14 protein-coding genes are annotated in these 15096 nt (G+C 74.7%); 3 read left to right on the forward strand and 11 right to left on the reverse strand.

The window, feature by feature from the left end; translation table 11 throughout:
* Window positions 1-2: 2 nt before the first annotated feature.
* The 3 genes from AB0C15_RS12710 to AB0C15_RS12720 all read right to left on the reverse strand — a co-directional run bounded on the left by AB0C15_RS12710 (window position 3) and on the right by AB0C15_RS12720 (window position 2399).
* Entirely contained in the window at window positions 3-239 is a 237-nt protein-coding gene (locus tag AB0C15_RS12710; RefSeq protein WP_357351329.1) for a preprotein translocase YidC, read from the reverse strand.
* A gap of 72 nt (window positions 240-311) precedes the next feature.
* Window positions 312-1199, reverse strand: a complete 888-nt coding sequence (locus tag AB0C15_RS12715; protein ID WP_357351330.1) for a pentapeptide repeat-containing protein — start codon at window positions 1197-1199, stop codon at window positions 312-314.
* A 72-nt stretch (window positions 1200-1271) separates the two neighbouring features.
* On the reverse strand, window positions 1272-2399 hold the full coding sequence (locus tag AB0C15_RS12720) for a DUF5919 domain-containing protein (protein WP_357351331.1): 1128 nt from the start codon (window positions 2397-2399) through the stop codon (window positions 1272-1274).
* A 43-nt stretch (window positions 2400-2442) separates the two neighbouring features.
* On the opposite strand from AB0C15_RS12720, the gene AB0C15_RS12725 reads away from it, so the two are divergent.
* Both AB0C15_RS12725 and AB0C15_RS12730 read left to right on the forward strand, forming a co-directional pair.
* The gene (locus AB0C15_RS12725) at window positions 2443-3051 is read left to right on the forward strand and encodes a hypothetical protein (RefSeq protein ID WP_357351332.1); all 609 of its coding nucleotides are present in this window, start codon (window positions 2443-2445) and stop codon (window positions 3049-3051) included.
* A 31-nt stretch (window positions 3052-3082) separates the two neighbouring features.
* Window positions 3083-3685 (forward strand): MBL fold metallo-hydrolase, encoded by a 603-nt coding sequence (locus AB0C15_RS12730; RefSeq protein ID WP_357351333.1) that lies wholly within the window; start codon window positions 3083-3085, stop codon window positions 3683-3685.
* A gap of 17 nt (window positions 3686-3702) precedes the next feature.
* On the opposite strand, the gene AB0C15_RS12735 is transcribed toward AB0C15_RS12730, so the two are convergent.
* Window positions 3703-4314, reverse strand: a complete 612-nt coding sequence (locus tag AB0C15_RS12735; RefSeq protein ID WP_357351334.1) for a LysE family translocator — start codon at window positions 4312-4314, stop codon at window positions 3703-3705.
* Window positions 4315-4377: 63 nt separating this feature from the next.
* On the opposite strand from AB0C15_RS12735, the gene AB0C15_RS12740 reads away from it, so the two are divergent.
* Window positions 4378-5979 carry a PLP-dependent aminotransferase family protein gene (locus tag AB0C15_RS12740; protein WP_357351335.1) on the forward strand — a complete coding sequence of 534 codons (1602 nt, stop codon included), beginning with the start codon at window positions 4378-4380 and terminating at the stop codon, window positions 5977-5979.
* Here AB0C15_RS12740 and AB0C15_RS12745 read toward each other — a convergent pair.
* The 7 genes from AB0C15_RS12745 to AB0C15_RS12775 form a co-directional block, all read right to left on the reverse strand.
* Entirely contained in the window at window positions 5876-7297 is a 1422-nt protein-coding gene (locus AB0C15_RS12745; protein WP_357351336.1) for a DUF6297 family protein, read from the reverse strand. The genes AB0C15_RS12740 and AB0C15_RS12745 overlap by 104 nt on opposite strands.
* On the reverse strand, window positions 7294-7911 hold the full coding sequence (locus tag AB0C15_RS12750) for an ABC transporter ATP-binding protein (RefSeq protein ID WP_357351337.1): 618 nt from the start codon (window positions 7909-7911) through the stop codon (window positions 7294-7296). Before AB0C15_RS12750 ends, AB0C15_RS12745 begins: the two co-directional genes overlap by 4 nt.
* Window positions 7912-7957: 46 nt before the next feature.
* On the reverse strand, window positions 7958-10342 hold the full coding sequence (locus tag AB0C15_RS12755; RefSeq protein WP_357351338.1) for a hypothetical protein: 2385 nt from the start codon (window positions 10340-10342) through the stop codon (window positions 7958-7960).
* A complete protein-coding gene (locus AB0C15_RS12760) occupies window positions 10339-12105 on the reverse strand; it encodes an ABC transporter permease subunit (protein WP_357351339.1) in 1767 nt (588 codons plus the stop codon). The genes AB0C15_RS12755 and AB0C15_RS12760 overlap by 4 nt, the downstream gene beginning before the upstream one ends.
* The gene (locus AB0C15_RS12765; RefSeq protein ID WP_357351340.1) at window positions 12102-13379 is read right to left on the reverse strand and encodes an extracellular solute-binding protein; all 1278 of its coding nucleotides are present in this window, start codon (window positions 13377-13379) and stop codon (window positions 12102-12104) included. The genes AB0C15_RS12760 and AB0C15_RS12765 overlap by 4 nt, the downstream gene beginning before the upstream one ends.
* The gene (locus AB0C15_RS12770; RefSeq protein ID WP_357351341.1) at window positions 13376-14005 is read right to left on the reverse strand and encodes an ATP-binding cassette domain-containing protein; all 630 of its coding nucleotides are present in this window, start codon (window positions 14003-14005) and stop codon (window positions 13376-13378) included. Before AB0C15_RS12770 ends, AB0C15_RS12765 begins: the two co-directional genes overlap by 4 nt.
* A 93-nt stretch (window positions 14006-14098) precedes the next feature.
* Window positions 14099-15076, reverse strand: coding sequence for a WYL domain-containing protein (locus tag AB0C15_RS12775; protein WP_357351342.1), 978 nt, complete (start codon window positions 15074-15076; stop codon window positions 14099-14101).
* Window positions 15077-15096: the final 20 nt, after the last annotated feature.

The following is a 15096-nucleotide window of genomic DNA, read 5'->3' on the forward strand; positions in this document are numbered from 1 at the left end:
GGTCAGCGGGTCGCGTCGGGATGCCCCGGCATGCTCGACCCGCCGCCGCTGCTGCCCGACGAACCGCCGACGACGCCCGAGCTGTCGGGCTCGGTCACGATGTCCGGTCGCACGTCGGTGTCCGCCGGCGCGGGAACCTCGGTGTCCGCCTCGACCTGCACCAGTGGCACCTGGCCGGCCTCGTCCTCGCTGTGCTGCGGGTCGCCCGGCAGCTCACCGTCGCGCTTTCGGTAGCCCACGCCGTGCCTCCCGTCGGTGCCGGTCCGCGTCGGCGCTGGCTACCCGGCGTCGTCCCGGCCGAAACCTCGCGGTCAGCGGCGGCGGCCCCGGCGGGTGGGTGCGCCGGCTCGGGTCGGCTGGCGGACCGGGGTGAGCGGCAGCGCCGTCCAGTGCGCCGGACGGGTGAGCGTCTGCGGCAGCTCGGTGCGCGTGTCGCCCCGGGCGGCGTCCAGTTGGGTCTGGTGCAGGAAGAGTGTGCGCCGCAGGTCCGCGCCGCGTAGGTCGGCCCCGCGCAGGTCGGCACCGGTGACGTCGGCCAGGCCGAGGTCGACCCCGCGCAGGTCGGCGCCGATCAGCAACGCCCCGCGCAGGTTGGCCCGGCGCAGGTCGACGCGACGCAGGTCGACGCCGAGCAGGTGCGCGCCCCGGCGGTCGGCGCCGCCGGGGGCGCGGGCCGCGTCGCTGGCACGGGACAGCAGCGGGTTCACCCGGTCCCGCTGGCCGGCGACGTCCACCGCGCGAAGCTGCGCCGGGTCACCCGCGGTGAGCGTCAGCGTCTCGGCGCGGGCCCGTTCCAGCGCGGCGCGAAGGTCGGCCGGCGGACTCAGCGCCACCGCCTCGGTGAGGTACCAGAGCAGTTCGTGCAGCGGTCGCAGCACCGTGAACGCGGCCGCCATCGCCGGCAGCGTCTCCGGCGCGTCCCGCCAGTCCCGCCCGCCGAAGGTCACCTGGGCGACCTGCTGCCCGGCACCGAAGCAGTCGAACACGGTGCAGCCGGGGAACCCGCGTTGCCGCAGCTCGGTGTGGATGCCGCAGCGGTGGTCGGGGCCCAGGTTGGGGCAGGGCGTGCCGGCCGGCTTGTCGATGGCGAAGTCCGCCGACGCGGCGAAGGCGGGCACAACGCAGCACAGCCCGAAGCAGCGTCCGCAGTCGGCGCGAAGCTGTGCCGCCCCGGACGGCGGTGCGGTGCGGTGCGACACGCCGACGGTCCTCCTGGTGAGCAGGGTGAACCACGATTGTTTCCTGTGCCGAGCCGACTGGGCCGGCCGGGGTCACCGTGCGTGCGTGTCGCCGGCCGTCGCGGGCCGGGGCGCCGGAGTGCGGGCGTCGCCCGGCGGCGGCACCAGTCGGCGGACGTCCCGCTCGCCGTCGCCGTGCCCGTACTTCTGGTCGAAGTGCCGTTTCACGACGGCGGCCGGGGTGCCGTCGTCGTCGGCGGGCTCGGCCAGCGCGAACACGCCGGGGGTCGCCCCGGGTGTGCGGGGCGGCAGCACGGCTCGCACCGTCAGCGGCCCGGTGACCCGGAAGCCGCGGCAGTCGACGTAGTGCTGCCCGTCCACCGTCACGTACGGCACGCGTACCTCGACCACGTCCGACTCGTCGTGGCGCAGCGTGACCATGACCGACCAGTACCGCTCCAGGTCGACGGTGGCCTGCTCGTGCTCCCACAGCTCCTCGAACCGGGCGTGCACGAACCCGCCCCACGGGCTGTCCATGTCCACCTCGAGCTGCGGCACGTTGAACGACAACTTGCCGATCGGGAAGAACGAGATCAGCGCCCGCCCATCCCACTGGTAGAGCTGGATCGACGGGGACGCGTCGTAGAGCCGGACCTGTAGGCGGTGGCGCAGCCGCGCGTCGAGCGCGTCGGCGAAGGCGGCCAGGTGGCGCAGGTTGCTGCGGATCTGCCGGGGCACGTCCACCCGTTGCCGTTCCAGCTCCTCGGAGCGTTGCTGGGCGGCGGTGCAGTCGGGGTCGAGCAGGAGCAACTGCACCTGGGCGCCGTTGGCGAGCGCCGCCCGTACCGCGCTCAGGGTCTCCTCGCGGTGCCGTTGCTCGAGCAGGATCGTCCAGGTGTCGAGGATGCGCACCCGGCGACCGGAGCGGTTCAGCCGCGTCACGAACGCCTGCTGGTCGAAGCTGAGGTGCTCCTGCACCCGCGCCTTGCGGGCCTCCTCGAACATCGGGTCGAAGATGACGTACGAGATGGCCGCGAGGACCACGCTGGCCCCGAGGTTGAGCAGCAGGTCGCTGAGGAAGCCGGTGCTGCGCCAGGCGGCCAGCAGCATGACGACGGCCATCGCGAACAGTGCCCCACCGATGGTGAAGGCCCGTCGCTGCCGCCCGCCCCGCCCGGACCACCCGGCCAGTTCGCCGCCCGGACCCGTTGCACCGCTCATAGGGTGACGGTAACGGAGTCGTGCGACCACGAAGGGTGGCGGGGTGGACGAGGGTGAACGTGAGCAGGCGCTTCTCACCGTCCTGACCACCGAGCACTACGCGTTGCAGACGTCCCGCGCGGGCACCATCGCCGAGGCCACCGGTCGCGCCACCATTTTTCTGTCCGTCCTGTCGGCGGCGCTCATCGGTCTCGGCTTCGTCGCCAGCAACGAGAAGCTGGTCCGCCCGTATCTGGGCGCGGTGCTGCCGACCCTGGTCGTCATCGGGGTGCTGACGTTCCTGCGGCTGGTGGAGACCACCGTGGAGAACTCGTTGGACCTGGCGCGGATCCAGCGCATCCGCGCCTACTACCAGCACCAGTTCGCCGCCGAGCACGACTTCTTCGCCGACGCGGTGGTGGACGACGATGCCATGAGCACGGCCTGGAACCTGGTCGGCACCCGGCCGGGGCGGTGGGAGTTCCTGCTCACCACGGCCGCCCTCGTCGGCGCGGTGAACGCGGTGCTGACCGGGCTCGGCGTCGCGCTGGCGGCCGCGACGGTCGGGGCCGGCGTCGGGCTGACGATCCTCGCCGGGGTGCTGGTCGCGGTGGTCGCGTTCGGCGCGCAGTTCGTCTACATCGTCCGGATGTCGGCCGGGCAGCGAAGCTGACCGCGCCGGCCGACCGCGTACCGTCGGCGCGGTGCGGATCACCCGGTTCACCCATTCGTGTGTACGCGTCGAGCACGACGGCGGGGTGCTCGTCGTCGACCCGGGGACGTGGAGTGAACCGCACGCCCTGGACGGCGCGGACGCCGTGCTGGTCACCCATGAACACACCGACCACGTGGACGTGGCGCGCCTGGCCCTCCGGGGCGTCCCCGTGTACGCCCCGGAGGGAGCTCAGCTGCCGGATGTCGCGCCACTATCGGTGACCCGGGTCCGTGCCGGGCAACGCTTCACCGCGGCCGGCATCGAGGTCAGCGCCCACGGCGGCCGGCACGCCGCCATCTACCGGGGTCAGCCGGACTGCCCCAACCTCGGGTACCTGATCGGCGACGGGCTCTACCACCCCGGCGACGCGCTGCACGTGCCCGACGAGCCGGTGCGCAGCCTGCTCGTCCCGGCTCAGGGGTCCTGGCTGCGCCTCGACGAGGCGATCCGGTTCGCCGCCGCTGTGGCAGCGTCGGCGACGTACCCGATCCACGACGCGCAGCTCAACGACCGTGGCCTGGCCAGTGTGGCGGGCTGGTTCGCCGAGACCATCCCCGGCTACCGTCACCTGGTGCCCGGCGACACCGCCTGACCTCGGTCGGGGTGGTCCTATCGTTCGGTGAGGGCGAGGGTCACGCCGAGCGCGACGAACGTGCCGGCGGCGGATCGCCGCAGCCAGTCGGTGACCCGGGGTCGGGTCAGCACCCGGTCGCGCACCCGGGCCGCGAAGACGCCGTAGCCGCTGAACACCACGAAGGTGAGCAGCATGAACACCGCACCGCAGCCGAGCATCGCCCGGGTCGCAGCCGGTGCGGCGGTGTCCACGAACTGCGGCAGGAACGCGACGAAGAACATCGTCGGCTTGGGGTTGAGCAGGTTGACGAGCACCCCGGAGACGATCACCCGCAGTGCCGGGCGGGGTGGGGCGTCGGGCGTCACCGCGAAGGCGTCGCGATCCCGCGCGATGGACCAGGCCAGGTAGAGCAGGTAGCCGACGCCGAGGTAGCGGACGGTCTCGAACGCCACGGCGCTTGTCTGCATCAGCGCGGCCAGCCCGGTCATCGCGGCCAGCAGGTGCGGCAACGTGCCGAGCGTGCAGGCGAACGCGGCCAGCACCCCGGCCCGAGCGCCCCGCGACAGGCCGGCGGAGAGCGTGAAGAGCACCCCGGTGCCGGGGGTGACCACCACGATCAGCGTGGTGATCAGGAACGGGATGGTCACGATCGTCCTCCGGCGGAGTCGGCAGGTCTGGGCTGCTGCCCACTCTGCTGCCACAATGGTCCGATGGGCAGAGCCAAACCGACGGCATCTGATGGGTCCATATCGGCGGGGTCCGACTTCCTGCACCTGAGCATCACCGACGCGGCGCCCGGCGGGCGCGCCGACTGGCTGACCGACCGGCTGCGGCAGGCCATCGCCGAGGGGCGGGTGCCGGTCGGTGACCGACTGCCCCCGACCCGGGTGCTCGCCGCCGACCTCGGTGTCTCCCGGGGCGTGGTCACCGAGGCGTACCAGCGCCTGACCGAGGAGGGGCACGTCGCCGGTCGGGGCCGGGCCGGCACGGTGGTCGTCGCCGCGCCGGCCGCACCCACACCCGCCCCGGTCGCCGCGCCGGCACCGGTCGCGACCTTTCCGCCGGCACCGGACACCGACACCTTCGAGGCGCTACGCGCCGTGCCCGCCACCATCGACCTGACGCCGGGCCTACCCGACCTGACCGCCTTCCCCCGCGCGGACTGGCTACGCGCCGAACGGACCGTGCTGCGCCGCCTCGCCGCGGCCGACCTCGGCTACGGAGACCCCTGTGGCACGCCCACGCTGCGACAGGCCGTCGCCGCCTGGCTGGCCCGCAACCGCGGCATCAGCGTCGACCCCGCCGAGGTGATCGTCGTGGCCGGCGTCTCCCAGGCGCTCGTGCTGCTCGCCCAGGCGCTCACCGCCGCCGGCGTCGACCGGATCGCGGTCGAGGACCCGGGCTCGTTCGGCGTGCGGCAGCACCTCAACAACTGGCGGATGGCCACCCCGCCGATCGCCGTCGACGACGCCGGGCTGCGGGTCGACGAGCTGACCGCCAGCGGCGCACCAGCGGTCATGCTCACCCCCGCCCACCAGTTCCCGACCGGCGTGGTGCTCGACGGCGATCGCCGCCGCCAACTCGTCGCCTGGGCGCGGTCCGGCGGTCTGGTCATCGAGGACGACTACGACGCCGAGCACCGCTACGACCGGCCCCCGGTGCCGGCGCTGCGCGGACTCCTGCCCGAGCAGGTCTGCTACGCCGGCAGCGTCTCCAAACTGCTCGCCCCAGCCCTGCGGGTCGGCTGGCTGCTCGTGCCGGCGCGACTGCGCGAGGCCGTGGTGGCCGCCAAGCGCAACGCCGACCTGGGCAACGCCGTGCTGCCGCAACTGGTGCTGGCGGAGCTGATGACCTCCGGCGCCTTCGAACGACAGTTGAGATTGCTGCGCCGGCGACACATCCGCCGCCGGGACGCGATGATCGCCGCGCTCGCCCGCGCGGTGCCGTCGGCGACGGTGCACGGCGCCGCCGCCGGCCTGCACCTGATGATCACGCTGGACGACACCGTGGTCGACACCGACCTGGCGGCGGCGACGCTGGCGCGCGGGGTGAAGGTGCAGCCGCTGTCCTGGCACTGCCAGCGGCCCTACCGGCCGGGCCTCGTGCTCGGCTACGCGGCCCGGACACCCACCGAGATCGAGGCCGGCGTCGCCGCCGTCGCCGCCGCGCTCGGGCAGTGCCGACCCACGGCCGGCCGAGCGGCCCGGGTCAGCCCAGGAACAGTTGGACGAGGACCAGCACGGCGAGCAGCGCCGGCCCGCGTGAGCCCTGCCGCAGCAGGTCGACCGGGATCATCCCGAACGGCGTGTTGACCGTCGCGCCGCCGTAGTCGATCGGCGGGCGGGTGCCGGCCCGGAACGCGGCGGCGACCACCCCGAGCGCCAGCGTCGGCGCCAACCAGGCCGGCCCCGGCTCCACGCTCGGCAGGGTCGACAGCCACCACAGGCCCGCGCCGACGGCCGGCACCACCACGTGGATCCCGCGCAGCAGGTTGTCGCTGCCGCCCAACGCCCGGCGCAGACCGGGGGAGCGGCTGACCGCCCGCAGGCCGCCGGTCAACCGGTTGGCGGCGAGGTACGCGAACACCACCTGCGTGGCCCCGGCCAACCCGGGCAGGGCGAGCGCGGCAGCGTACTGCACCCCGACCAGCACCGCCCAGACCAGCACCGCGCTCGGGTGTCGGCGCAACCGCCGCACGTCGGCCTGCAACAGCGCCCACCAGCCGGGGCCGGACCGGAACCGACGGCTGCGCACCTTGCCGAGCCGACGCCAGCGGCGGCTCTCCACCAGGCCGGCGAGCAGGCTCGGGTCCAGCAGGATGGTGGCCGTGGCGGCGGCGTTCGCGAACTGCGCGCCGGTGGTCAGGGTGGCCCGGTCGACCCGGGGCAGCGCGCGGACCGCGAAGACGGTGCCCAGGCCAACGAGCGGCACGGCGAGGAAGAACAACGCGACGGTCGGCGTCGCCGCCGGCCGGGGCAGCCCGTCGCCGAGGTTGCCGACGAGCACCACCAGGGCGGTGATCACGGCTGCGGCCACCATCGGCACCGCCCCGACAAGTGTCGGCCAGCGTCGCCCCGACCGACTGCTCTGGGCGACGACGCTGAGCGCCAGCGCGGCCGCACCCCACCCCGCTCCGGCTGCCGCCGCCCAGCCGAGGGCGGCCGGGTCGCCGACCCCACCGAGCGCCGCCACGGCCACTGCGAGCGCCGCGGTGCCGACCGCCGAGCCCAGCAGCAACAGGACGAAGCGCGGTGCCAGCCAGGCCCGCCTGTCGATCGGCGCGCTCGTCGCCCAGCTCTGCGTCGCCGGGGTGACGAGCAGCGGGCCGAGCGCGCGCAGGCCCCGCCACGCGAGCCCCGCCCCGGCCAGCAGCGCGGCGACCACCAGCCACCAGCGCACGCCCGGCTCGGCCTGGCCCACCGTGGGGGAGTCCAGCAGGTCGCGGCTCGCGCTGATCGCGAACCAGCCGTACATGCCGGTGAACAGCACGATGACGTACGCGTCGCCGAGCACGTCGCTGAGCGAGTGGTCGTGGTGCCGGCTGCGGGCCCGGCGCAGGTGCGTCCGTAGTTGCCTGGCGGTGGGCACCCCGGTGGGCGCTGCGGCGATGGTGGCCGGTGGGGCGCTCACTTGCCGATCTCGATGCGCTCGTCGACCACCGCGTCGATCAACTCCGGGTCGTGCGAGGCCAGCAGCACTGCCGTGCCCGCCGCCCGCTCGCGCAGCAGCCGGTCGGCGAGCCACTGCCGCCCGCGCACGTCGAGGCGCTGCTCCGGCTCGTCGAGGATCAGCACCCGGCGAGGTCGGACGAAACAGGACGCCAGGGCCAACCGGCGACGCTGTCCACTGGACAACGTCACCGGCAACTGGTCGCGGGCCGGCTCCAGACCCAGCTCGGCGAGGACCTCCTCGACCGGCTCGGCGTCACCCCCGTGGGCGTACGCGACAAGCTCCAGGTGCTCGACCACCGACAGGTCGGGGAAGAAGTCGATGTCATCCAGGGCGGCGGCGACCAGCGCCCGCACCTGCGGGTTGGTCTCGTCGGCCCGGCGGCCCTGCACCAGCACCTCACCCGAGTCCGGGCGGTCCGCGCCGACGACGCAGCGCAGCAGGGTGGTCTTGCCACTGCCGTTGGGGCCCAGCACCACCGCGATCCGGCCTGCCGGGAGTGTGAAGCTCACCTCGTCGAGCACGACCAGGTTGCCGAAGTTGCGACTGAGTCCCCGTACCGCGAGCGCGTCCACGACCACAGAGTCTCTCAGAGCCCCGCCACCGACCAACCCGAGCGACCTACGTCACCCGACTGTCGGCCTCGTCCCCGAGTCGGGCGTCGGCGGCGGCCAACCCCTGGGCGTCGGCGACCTCCTCGGCCACCACCGCCGCGTCCGCCCAGTGCTGCCGCGCGTCGGCCTCGTCGCCGAGCGCGGCGCACGCGTCGCCCAGGTAGAGCAGGGTCCGCGCCAGCCCCGCCGTCGGCCGGGTCTCCGCACGCAGCCGGCGGCTCTCGGCGAGCAACTCGTACGCCGTCCGCGCCTGCCCCGGGCTGCTGCTCAGCAGCGTCGCACCGGCGTTGAGCAGTGCTGTCGCCCGGCTGGTGGGGTCGTTCACCGACTCGTACTCGCGCAGTGCGGCCCGCCACGCCTGGGCGGCGTCCAGGTGCTCGCCGAGGGCCGCGTGTACGAGCACCAGGTTGGTCAGCGCCGCCGCGTACCCGCGCGCGTCACCCACCGACCGGAACGTGTTTGCCGCCCGCACCAGGTGATGGTGCGCGGTGTCCGGTTCGCCCCGGGCCAGCTGCGCCGCACCCAGGCCGAGGTCGGTGAGGGCCTGCCCGGCGCGGTCGGCACCCGAGCGGTGCCGGCGGGACATCTCCAGGTGCTCCACCGCGTCGTCGAGCTGCCCGAGGTCGAGCAGGGCCAGGCCGAGGTTCATCCGCGCCTGGGCGTTGCCCCGCCGGCCCCGCTGGTTGACCGCGGAGGCGAGCGCCATCACCGCCCCCTGCGGGTCGTGCCGGCGGCGGCGCAGCACACCCAGCTCGTTGTGCGCCCACCCGGCGATCTCCGGGCTGTCGTCGGCGGTCGGGGTGGCCAGCACGGTCAGGCAGACCTGCTCCCACTCGTCGAGGCGCTCGGCGTACGCCAGCCACCCGCACAGCGCCACGGCCAGCCGGAACCACCACCGGCGCACCCGGCGGGGCAGCGTCTCGTTCGCGCCGGCCGGCACCCGCACCACCGCCAGCAGCAGGTCCTGGTGCAGGTCGAACCAGCCGTACGGGTCGTCGTCGAGCGGCAGCGACCACTCCCGGTCGGGCGCGGAGCCGAGCACCGCGAGGTTGGCCGCGTGCCGTTCGGCCCGGCGGGCCAGGTGCCGGGTCAGCCGGGCCTGCGCGGCGACCCGGGCCCGGGCCGGATCGGCGTCGCGCAGGTGCAGTCGGGCAATGCCGGCCAGCAGGGGGCGGACCTCGTACCGGTCGCCTGGCGCGCCCACCACGAACGCCGCGGCGGCCAACCTGTCGAGCAGTGCGGTCACCAGCTCGGGGTGCCGCCCGGCCAGCGCGGCGATGGTGGGTCGGTCCACCGGGGCGGGAACCAGCGACATCAGCCGGTACAACCGTCGGGCCTGGCGGGGCAACACCCGGTAGGCGATGTCCCGTTCGGTGACCAGCCGGACCGCCGGCGAGACGGGGAGCCGCTGGTGCGGTGGCGTCTGCACCGCCCGACGCAGCACGTCCAGCACGTCCGAGTGCCGCGAGCCGTGCTGCGCGCTGCGGTAACCGAGCGCACGGACGATACGCGGCTGCCGCCCGCACAGGTCGACGATGTCGCGCACCGCCGGGTCGGTACGCGGGTCGGCGCGTCGCACCCGGGCGGCGGGCGCGGCCCCGCCCGCCGTCGCGAACAGCTCCACCGCCTCGGACGTGCCCGGTTCGGCGACCCAGTGCGCGACCACGCCCTCCAGGCCGACGAGAGCCGGACCACCGGCCAGCAACAGGCGGCAGGTACGTGCCGTCGGCGGCAACAGGGGCCGGACCTGGTCGGGACGGTCGACGTTGTCCAACACCAGCAGGATCTTGCGACCGTCGAGGTGGCCGCGAAGCGCGTCGGCGGCGACGGCGAGCGCGTCCGGACGGCCGGAGGTCGGCGGGGAGGTGCCCAGGATCCGGGCCAGCGCGGTGAGCACCTGCCGGGCCGAGCGGGGGCGACCCCGCCGCCGTAGGTCCAGGTAGTACTGCCCGTCCGGGAAGTCCTCCCGGCAACGGTTCGCGGCCTGCACCGCGATCGCCGAGGTGCCCACCGCGCGTCGGCCCAGGACCGCCACCGCGTGCTCGCGTGCCAGCAACCCGACCACCGCGTCGACGTGCTCGGCGCGCCCGGTGAACTCGGCCGTGTACGGCAGGGTGGGCGCCCCGGTGGCCGGGATGCTGAGCACCTCCGTCGGCTCGGGGCCGACCTCCTGGTTCGCCCGGCGGCGGTCCAGCAGGAAGCCGACGACGGCGCCGACGCCACCGACGACGGCCAGGACGATGGTCACCGGCCCGAGTAGATCGGCCGCCAGCTCGGAGAGAAGGTTGCCGGCCAGGTTGCCGCCCAGCTTGACGATGACGGCGCTGAGCAGCCCGCCGAGCCCGACCAGCGCCCAGCGTGGGTTGCGACGCCCGCCACCCGGCGCGGTCACCGCACGCCCCCGGAGACGAGCCCGGCGACCAGGTGCCGCCGGGAGAGGACCACGAGGACGACCGGCAGCACCGAGGCGAGCACCGAGCTGGCGGCCAGCGCGCCGCTGTTGCTCACGAAGCTGCGGGTCTGCTCGGCCAGGAACGGCCCGAGCGGCGAGGACCCCGACGCGCTGAACAGCCGCCCCACCACCAGGTCGTTCCAGACCTGCACGAACTCCAGCACCGAGACCGCCACCACCGCGGACAGGTTGTGCCGGGCCAACCGGCGCAGGGTGTGCCACCATCGACGGCCGCCCAGCCGGGCGTCGCGGACCTGCTCCACCGGCAGGTCGGCGAACGCGTTGCGCAGCACCAGCACCGCGAACGGCACCCCCAGCGCGATGTGTACCAGGGCCAGGCCCTGCGCTGTGCCGGAGGAGAGCACCAGACCCAGCACCTCGTTGACCGGCCCGGCGATGACCTGGATCGGCACCACACTTCCGGCCAGCAGCAGCAGCCCGGTGGCCTGCGCGGCCGGCCCGGTCAACCACGCCAGCGGGTACGCGGCCAGCAACGCGACCACAAGCACCGTGGCGGTCACCGCGGTCGCCAGCAGCAGGGTGAAGCCGAGCGTGCGCCACAGCTCGGTGCCGGTGACCAGGTCGCGGTAGGAGTCAGCACGTGGTGGCGCGGACCACCAACCGCGCGCGGCGGCGTCCACCCTGCCGTGCGCCGACGTGGCGACCAGCACCACGAGCGGCACCAGCCAGGCGAGCGCGGCGCCCGCGGCGAGCAGCCGGAACACCCGCCGGGGCGGGGCGACCGGCGTGGGCACCGGTGCCGCCTCGACGCGCGGCGGAGGCCAGGCCTGCCGGACGAAGAGCGCGGCCACCATGATCCCGCCGATCACCGCGACCAGCCACACCACGCCGAGTGCCGCCCCGTCGCCGGTGGTGGTGCCCCCGGACGTCTGCCAGATCCGCAGCGCGAGCACGGAGGCCTCATCGCGGACCGAGCCGGGGGTCATCACCAGGATGAGGTCGAACGTGCGGCTGGTGCCGACCGCCACCAACGCGAAGACGACCGCGGTGGTGCGCAGCAGCAGGGGCCGCCACTGCGCGTCCCACAGCACGTGGCGACGCTTACCGCCGTAGGCGCGGACCGCGTCGGCGAGACTCGGCGGCACCGCGTCCAGCGCGGAGCGGAACACCAGCACCGCCAACCCGACCCACGCCCAGACGAACGCCGACATCAACGCGACGGTGACCATCCCCGGGCCGAGTATCTGCGGCGCGTCCTCCACCGAGCGGCCGGTCAGTCGGGTCGCGACCAGGGTGGCCAGCCCTCGGCTCGGGTCCGGGTCGTACATCAGCCGGAAGGTGACCCCCGTGACCACGAGCGGCAACGCCACCGGCACCAGGAGGATCAACCGGACCAGGCCGCCCTCCTGGGAGCGGCGGGACGCGGCGGCGAGCAGATAACCGAGCGCCGTCACCACCGCCGGCACCAGCAGGGCCCAGAGGACCGTCCGGCCGACCACCGCGCCGGTGCCCGGGGCGGCGAGCGCGGTGCGGAAGTGTTCCGCGCCGACCCAGCGGCCGTCGGTGGTGACGCTCGCGTGCATGGTCCGCAGCACCGGCCACAGCACCAGCCCGCCGAGGAGCACCGCCGCCGGCAGCAGCAGGGCCGACGTCGCCCCCGCCGCCGGGTACGCCCGACCGCGTCGGGCCGGCCCGACGTCGTCGAGGACCGCCAGCTCACCGAGGACCCGTACCTGACTCATCGGCCGCCCCCCGTGCTGCGGGCCGCCGCGGCGAGCAGACCGGTGGCGCGGCGGATCGCCTCGCTGGCGCGGACCCCGTCGGTGACGTCGGCGAAGAAACCCTGCATGATCCGCCAGATGCCGACCCCGTCCGAGCCGGTGAACGCGCCGGGCAACTGGTCGGAGAGATCGAAACGAAGGGTGCCGGGTGCCCGCATCTCCTCGGCGAGACGCTGGCCGACGCGGTCCCGGTAACTGCCGATCGCGACGTTGGTGTTCGGCGACAGGTAGCCGCCGGCGCGTAGCCACGGCTGGAACGAGTCGGCCCTGGTGAGCCACTCGACAAGCTCGACCCCGCCCCGGGCGTCGGCGAACGCCACGGCCGCGTCCCCACCGACGATCAGCGGGCCGCCGCCCGGCCGGGTGCCCGGGAACCGGAACGTGACAGGTGCCTCCGGGCCGCGTTGGAACGGGTCGGCGACGTCGGCGGTGAAGTCGGCGCCGACGAGCATCACCGCCCGCTTCGTGTGCACCACCTGGATGACCGACTCCTCGTACTGGGTGAGCAGGGCGCGACGGCCACCGCCGACGAACGCCCCGCCGATGCTCCACAGCCCGGCGAGCCGGTCCAGTGCCTCGCGCACCGCGCCGCCCTGCCAGTCGGCGCCCGGACGGGCCAGGGTGTGGTAGCTCTCCGGTGCCACGTCGGCCAGGACGTTCTCGAACCAGTCGGTGAGCACCCAGCCGTCCGCGGCCCCGATGGCCAGGGGCGCCGGCCCGCCGTCGCGCCGGGCGAGCGCGCCGAGTTCCTGGGTACGCCGGACCAGCGCGTCCCAGTCGGCCGGCGGCACCGGCAGCATCGAGGGCAGGTACCAGACCAGCGACTTGTGCGCGGCCTTGACCCAGACGCCGAAGCGCCGCCCCTTGACCGTCAGCAACTCGCTCAGCCCGGCGGGCACGGCGTACTCGGTGGACCCGCGCACCGGGCTCAACCACCCGCGCTGGGCGTACTCGGTGACCAGGCCGGGGCGCGGCAGGATCGCCACGTCCGGGCTGGTGCCGGCGAGGTGTCGGGCGCGCAGGAACGCGTCGATGTCGTTGCCGGCGCTGACCACCTGCACGCGGCCGGGGTAGCCGGCGACGACCTCGCGGAACCGGTCCAGCTCGCTGGTGCTCCAGACCACCGCGACCTGCACCGACCGGGCCCCGCCGGAGCAGCCGGCGGCCAGCGCGGTGGCGCCGGCGGCGGCGGCGCGCAGCAGCGTACGACGACGCACGCGGGCGGGCGGCGTCACCGGGGGGCCTCGCTCGATTCGGTGACCAGCTCGTGCCGCACCGGTATCTCGGTCAGGGTGCCCGGGTCGGCGGTGCAGACCAGCACGGCCACCCCGGGGGCGTCCGGTGGCGAGAGCCGGGGCATCAGGTCACCGAGGCGGCTGCCGGCCGAACCGGTCGGCAGGTCGACCACCAGCACCTCGGGCAGGCAGGCCGCCGCCCGGGCGAGCGCCACCCGGAACCGCTGGGCGGCGGAGATCTGGTGCGGCAGCAGGGAGAGGGAGAAGACCAGTTCGAGCCGGTCGACCACGGTGGCCGTCCACTCGTTGGCCACCTCGTGCACCCGTTCGCGTTTGCGCTGGCCGTACTCGATGTTGCGCTGCACGGTGAGCTGCGGCAGCAGCGCGCCACCGGCCGGCACGTAGCCGATCTGCCGGCGGGGCGGCGGCAGGCCGGTGACGTCCCGGTCGCCGACGAAGACGCGCCCGGTCACCGGCGGGGCCAGCCCGGCCAGCACCCGGGCGACCGCGGTGCCGAACCGGGGCGGCGCCACCAGGGCGGCGAGCGTGCCGGCGGGAACGTCCAGGGTCACCGGCCCGGTGCCGGGGACGGCGACAAGCGCGCGGAGCCGTAACGTGACCCTCACCTCCGGTGACCATCGATGACCGTCCCAGGGTGGCACACCGTGCCGACACCCGACGCCCCCGACCCTTCCACAGTGGAGAGGGTCGGCGGCTGTTCAGGCGGGGGAGTAGAGCGCGGCGAGCGCGGCCGCCGTGGCGGCCAGCCGTTCGCGCAGCGCCGTCGGGGCCAGCACCTCCACGTCGGCGCCGAGGCGCAGCAGCTCACCGTGGGCGTGGGTGAGCGACTCGATCGGCAGCACCGCGGTCACCCAACCCCGTGCGTCCGGCGGCCCGGCGCTGGCGTCCATCGCGGTCACCACCGGATCGCCGCCGATCTCGCGCAGCCGCTCCCGCCCGGCGGGGGAGAGCCGGACGTGCGCCTCGTCGCGGTGCAGCCGCGCCCGGAACCGCACCACGTGTGACCGCCACCAGGAAGGCAGGTCGAAGTCGGCGGGTCGGTCGAACTCCTGCGCCAACGGGGTCAGCGCGAGGATCTGGTTGACCCGGTAGGTCGCCGGCGCGCCCCGGCCGGGCTGGTCGGCCACCACATACCAACGGCCGCCCTTGAGCACCAGTCCGTACGGCTCCAGAACGCGGGTCACCTCGCCGTTCCAGCCGCGGTAACGCACCTCGACGCGGTGCTGCCGCCACACCGCCTCGGCCGTGCTGGCCAGCTCGGGGGAGGCGTCGCCGTCGGCGTACCACCCGGCAGTGTCCAGGTGGAAGCGTTGTTGCAGTCGGGTCGCCCGGTCACGCAGCGGCGCGGGGAGCGCGGCGTGCAGCTTGAGTTGCAGGGCCGCCACCACGTCGCCGTAGCCCAACTCGTCGGCGGGGCCGGGCAGCCCGGCGAGGAACAGTCGGTCGGCCTCCTCGGCGGTCAGCCCGGTGAGGCGGGTTCGCCAGCCGTCGACGAGCTGGTAGCCGCCGGCGTGCCCGGCCTCTCCGTAGAGCGGGATGCCGGCGGCGTGCAGCGACTCGACGTCCCGGTAGATGGTGCGGGGGGAGACGGTCAACCGCTCGGCGAGCTGCGCGGCGGTCATCCGCCCGTGCGACTGGAGCAGCAACAGGAGGGAGAGAAGTCGAGAAGCCCGCACTCCACTGACACTAGTTGTCA

The sequence above is a fragment of the Micromonospora sp. NPDC048835 genome (assembly GCF_040649995.1).
Classification (GTDB): Bacteria; Actinomycetota; Actinomycetes; order Mycobacteriales; family Micromonosporaceae; genus Micromonospora.

What these genes read in the sequence shown, in the direction of transcription:
- AB0C15_RS12720 (WP_357351331.1), bottom strand. Translation starts at nt 2,399, where the DNA reads ATGAGCGGTGCAACGGGTCCGGGCGGCGAACTGGCCGGGTGGTCCGGG.
- AB0C15_RS12740 (WP_357351335.1), top strand. Translation starts at nt 4,378, where the DNA reads ATGGGCAGAGCCAAACCGACGGCATCTGATGGGTCCATATCGGCGGGG.
- AB0C15_RS12760 (WP_357351339.1), bottom strand. Translation starts at nt 12,105, where the DNA reads ATGAGTCAGGTACGGGTCCTCGGTGAGCTGGCGGTCCTCGACGACGTC.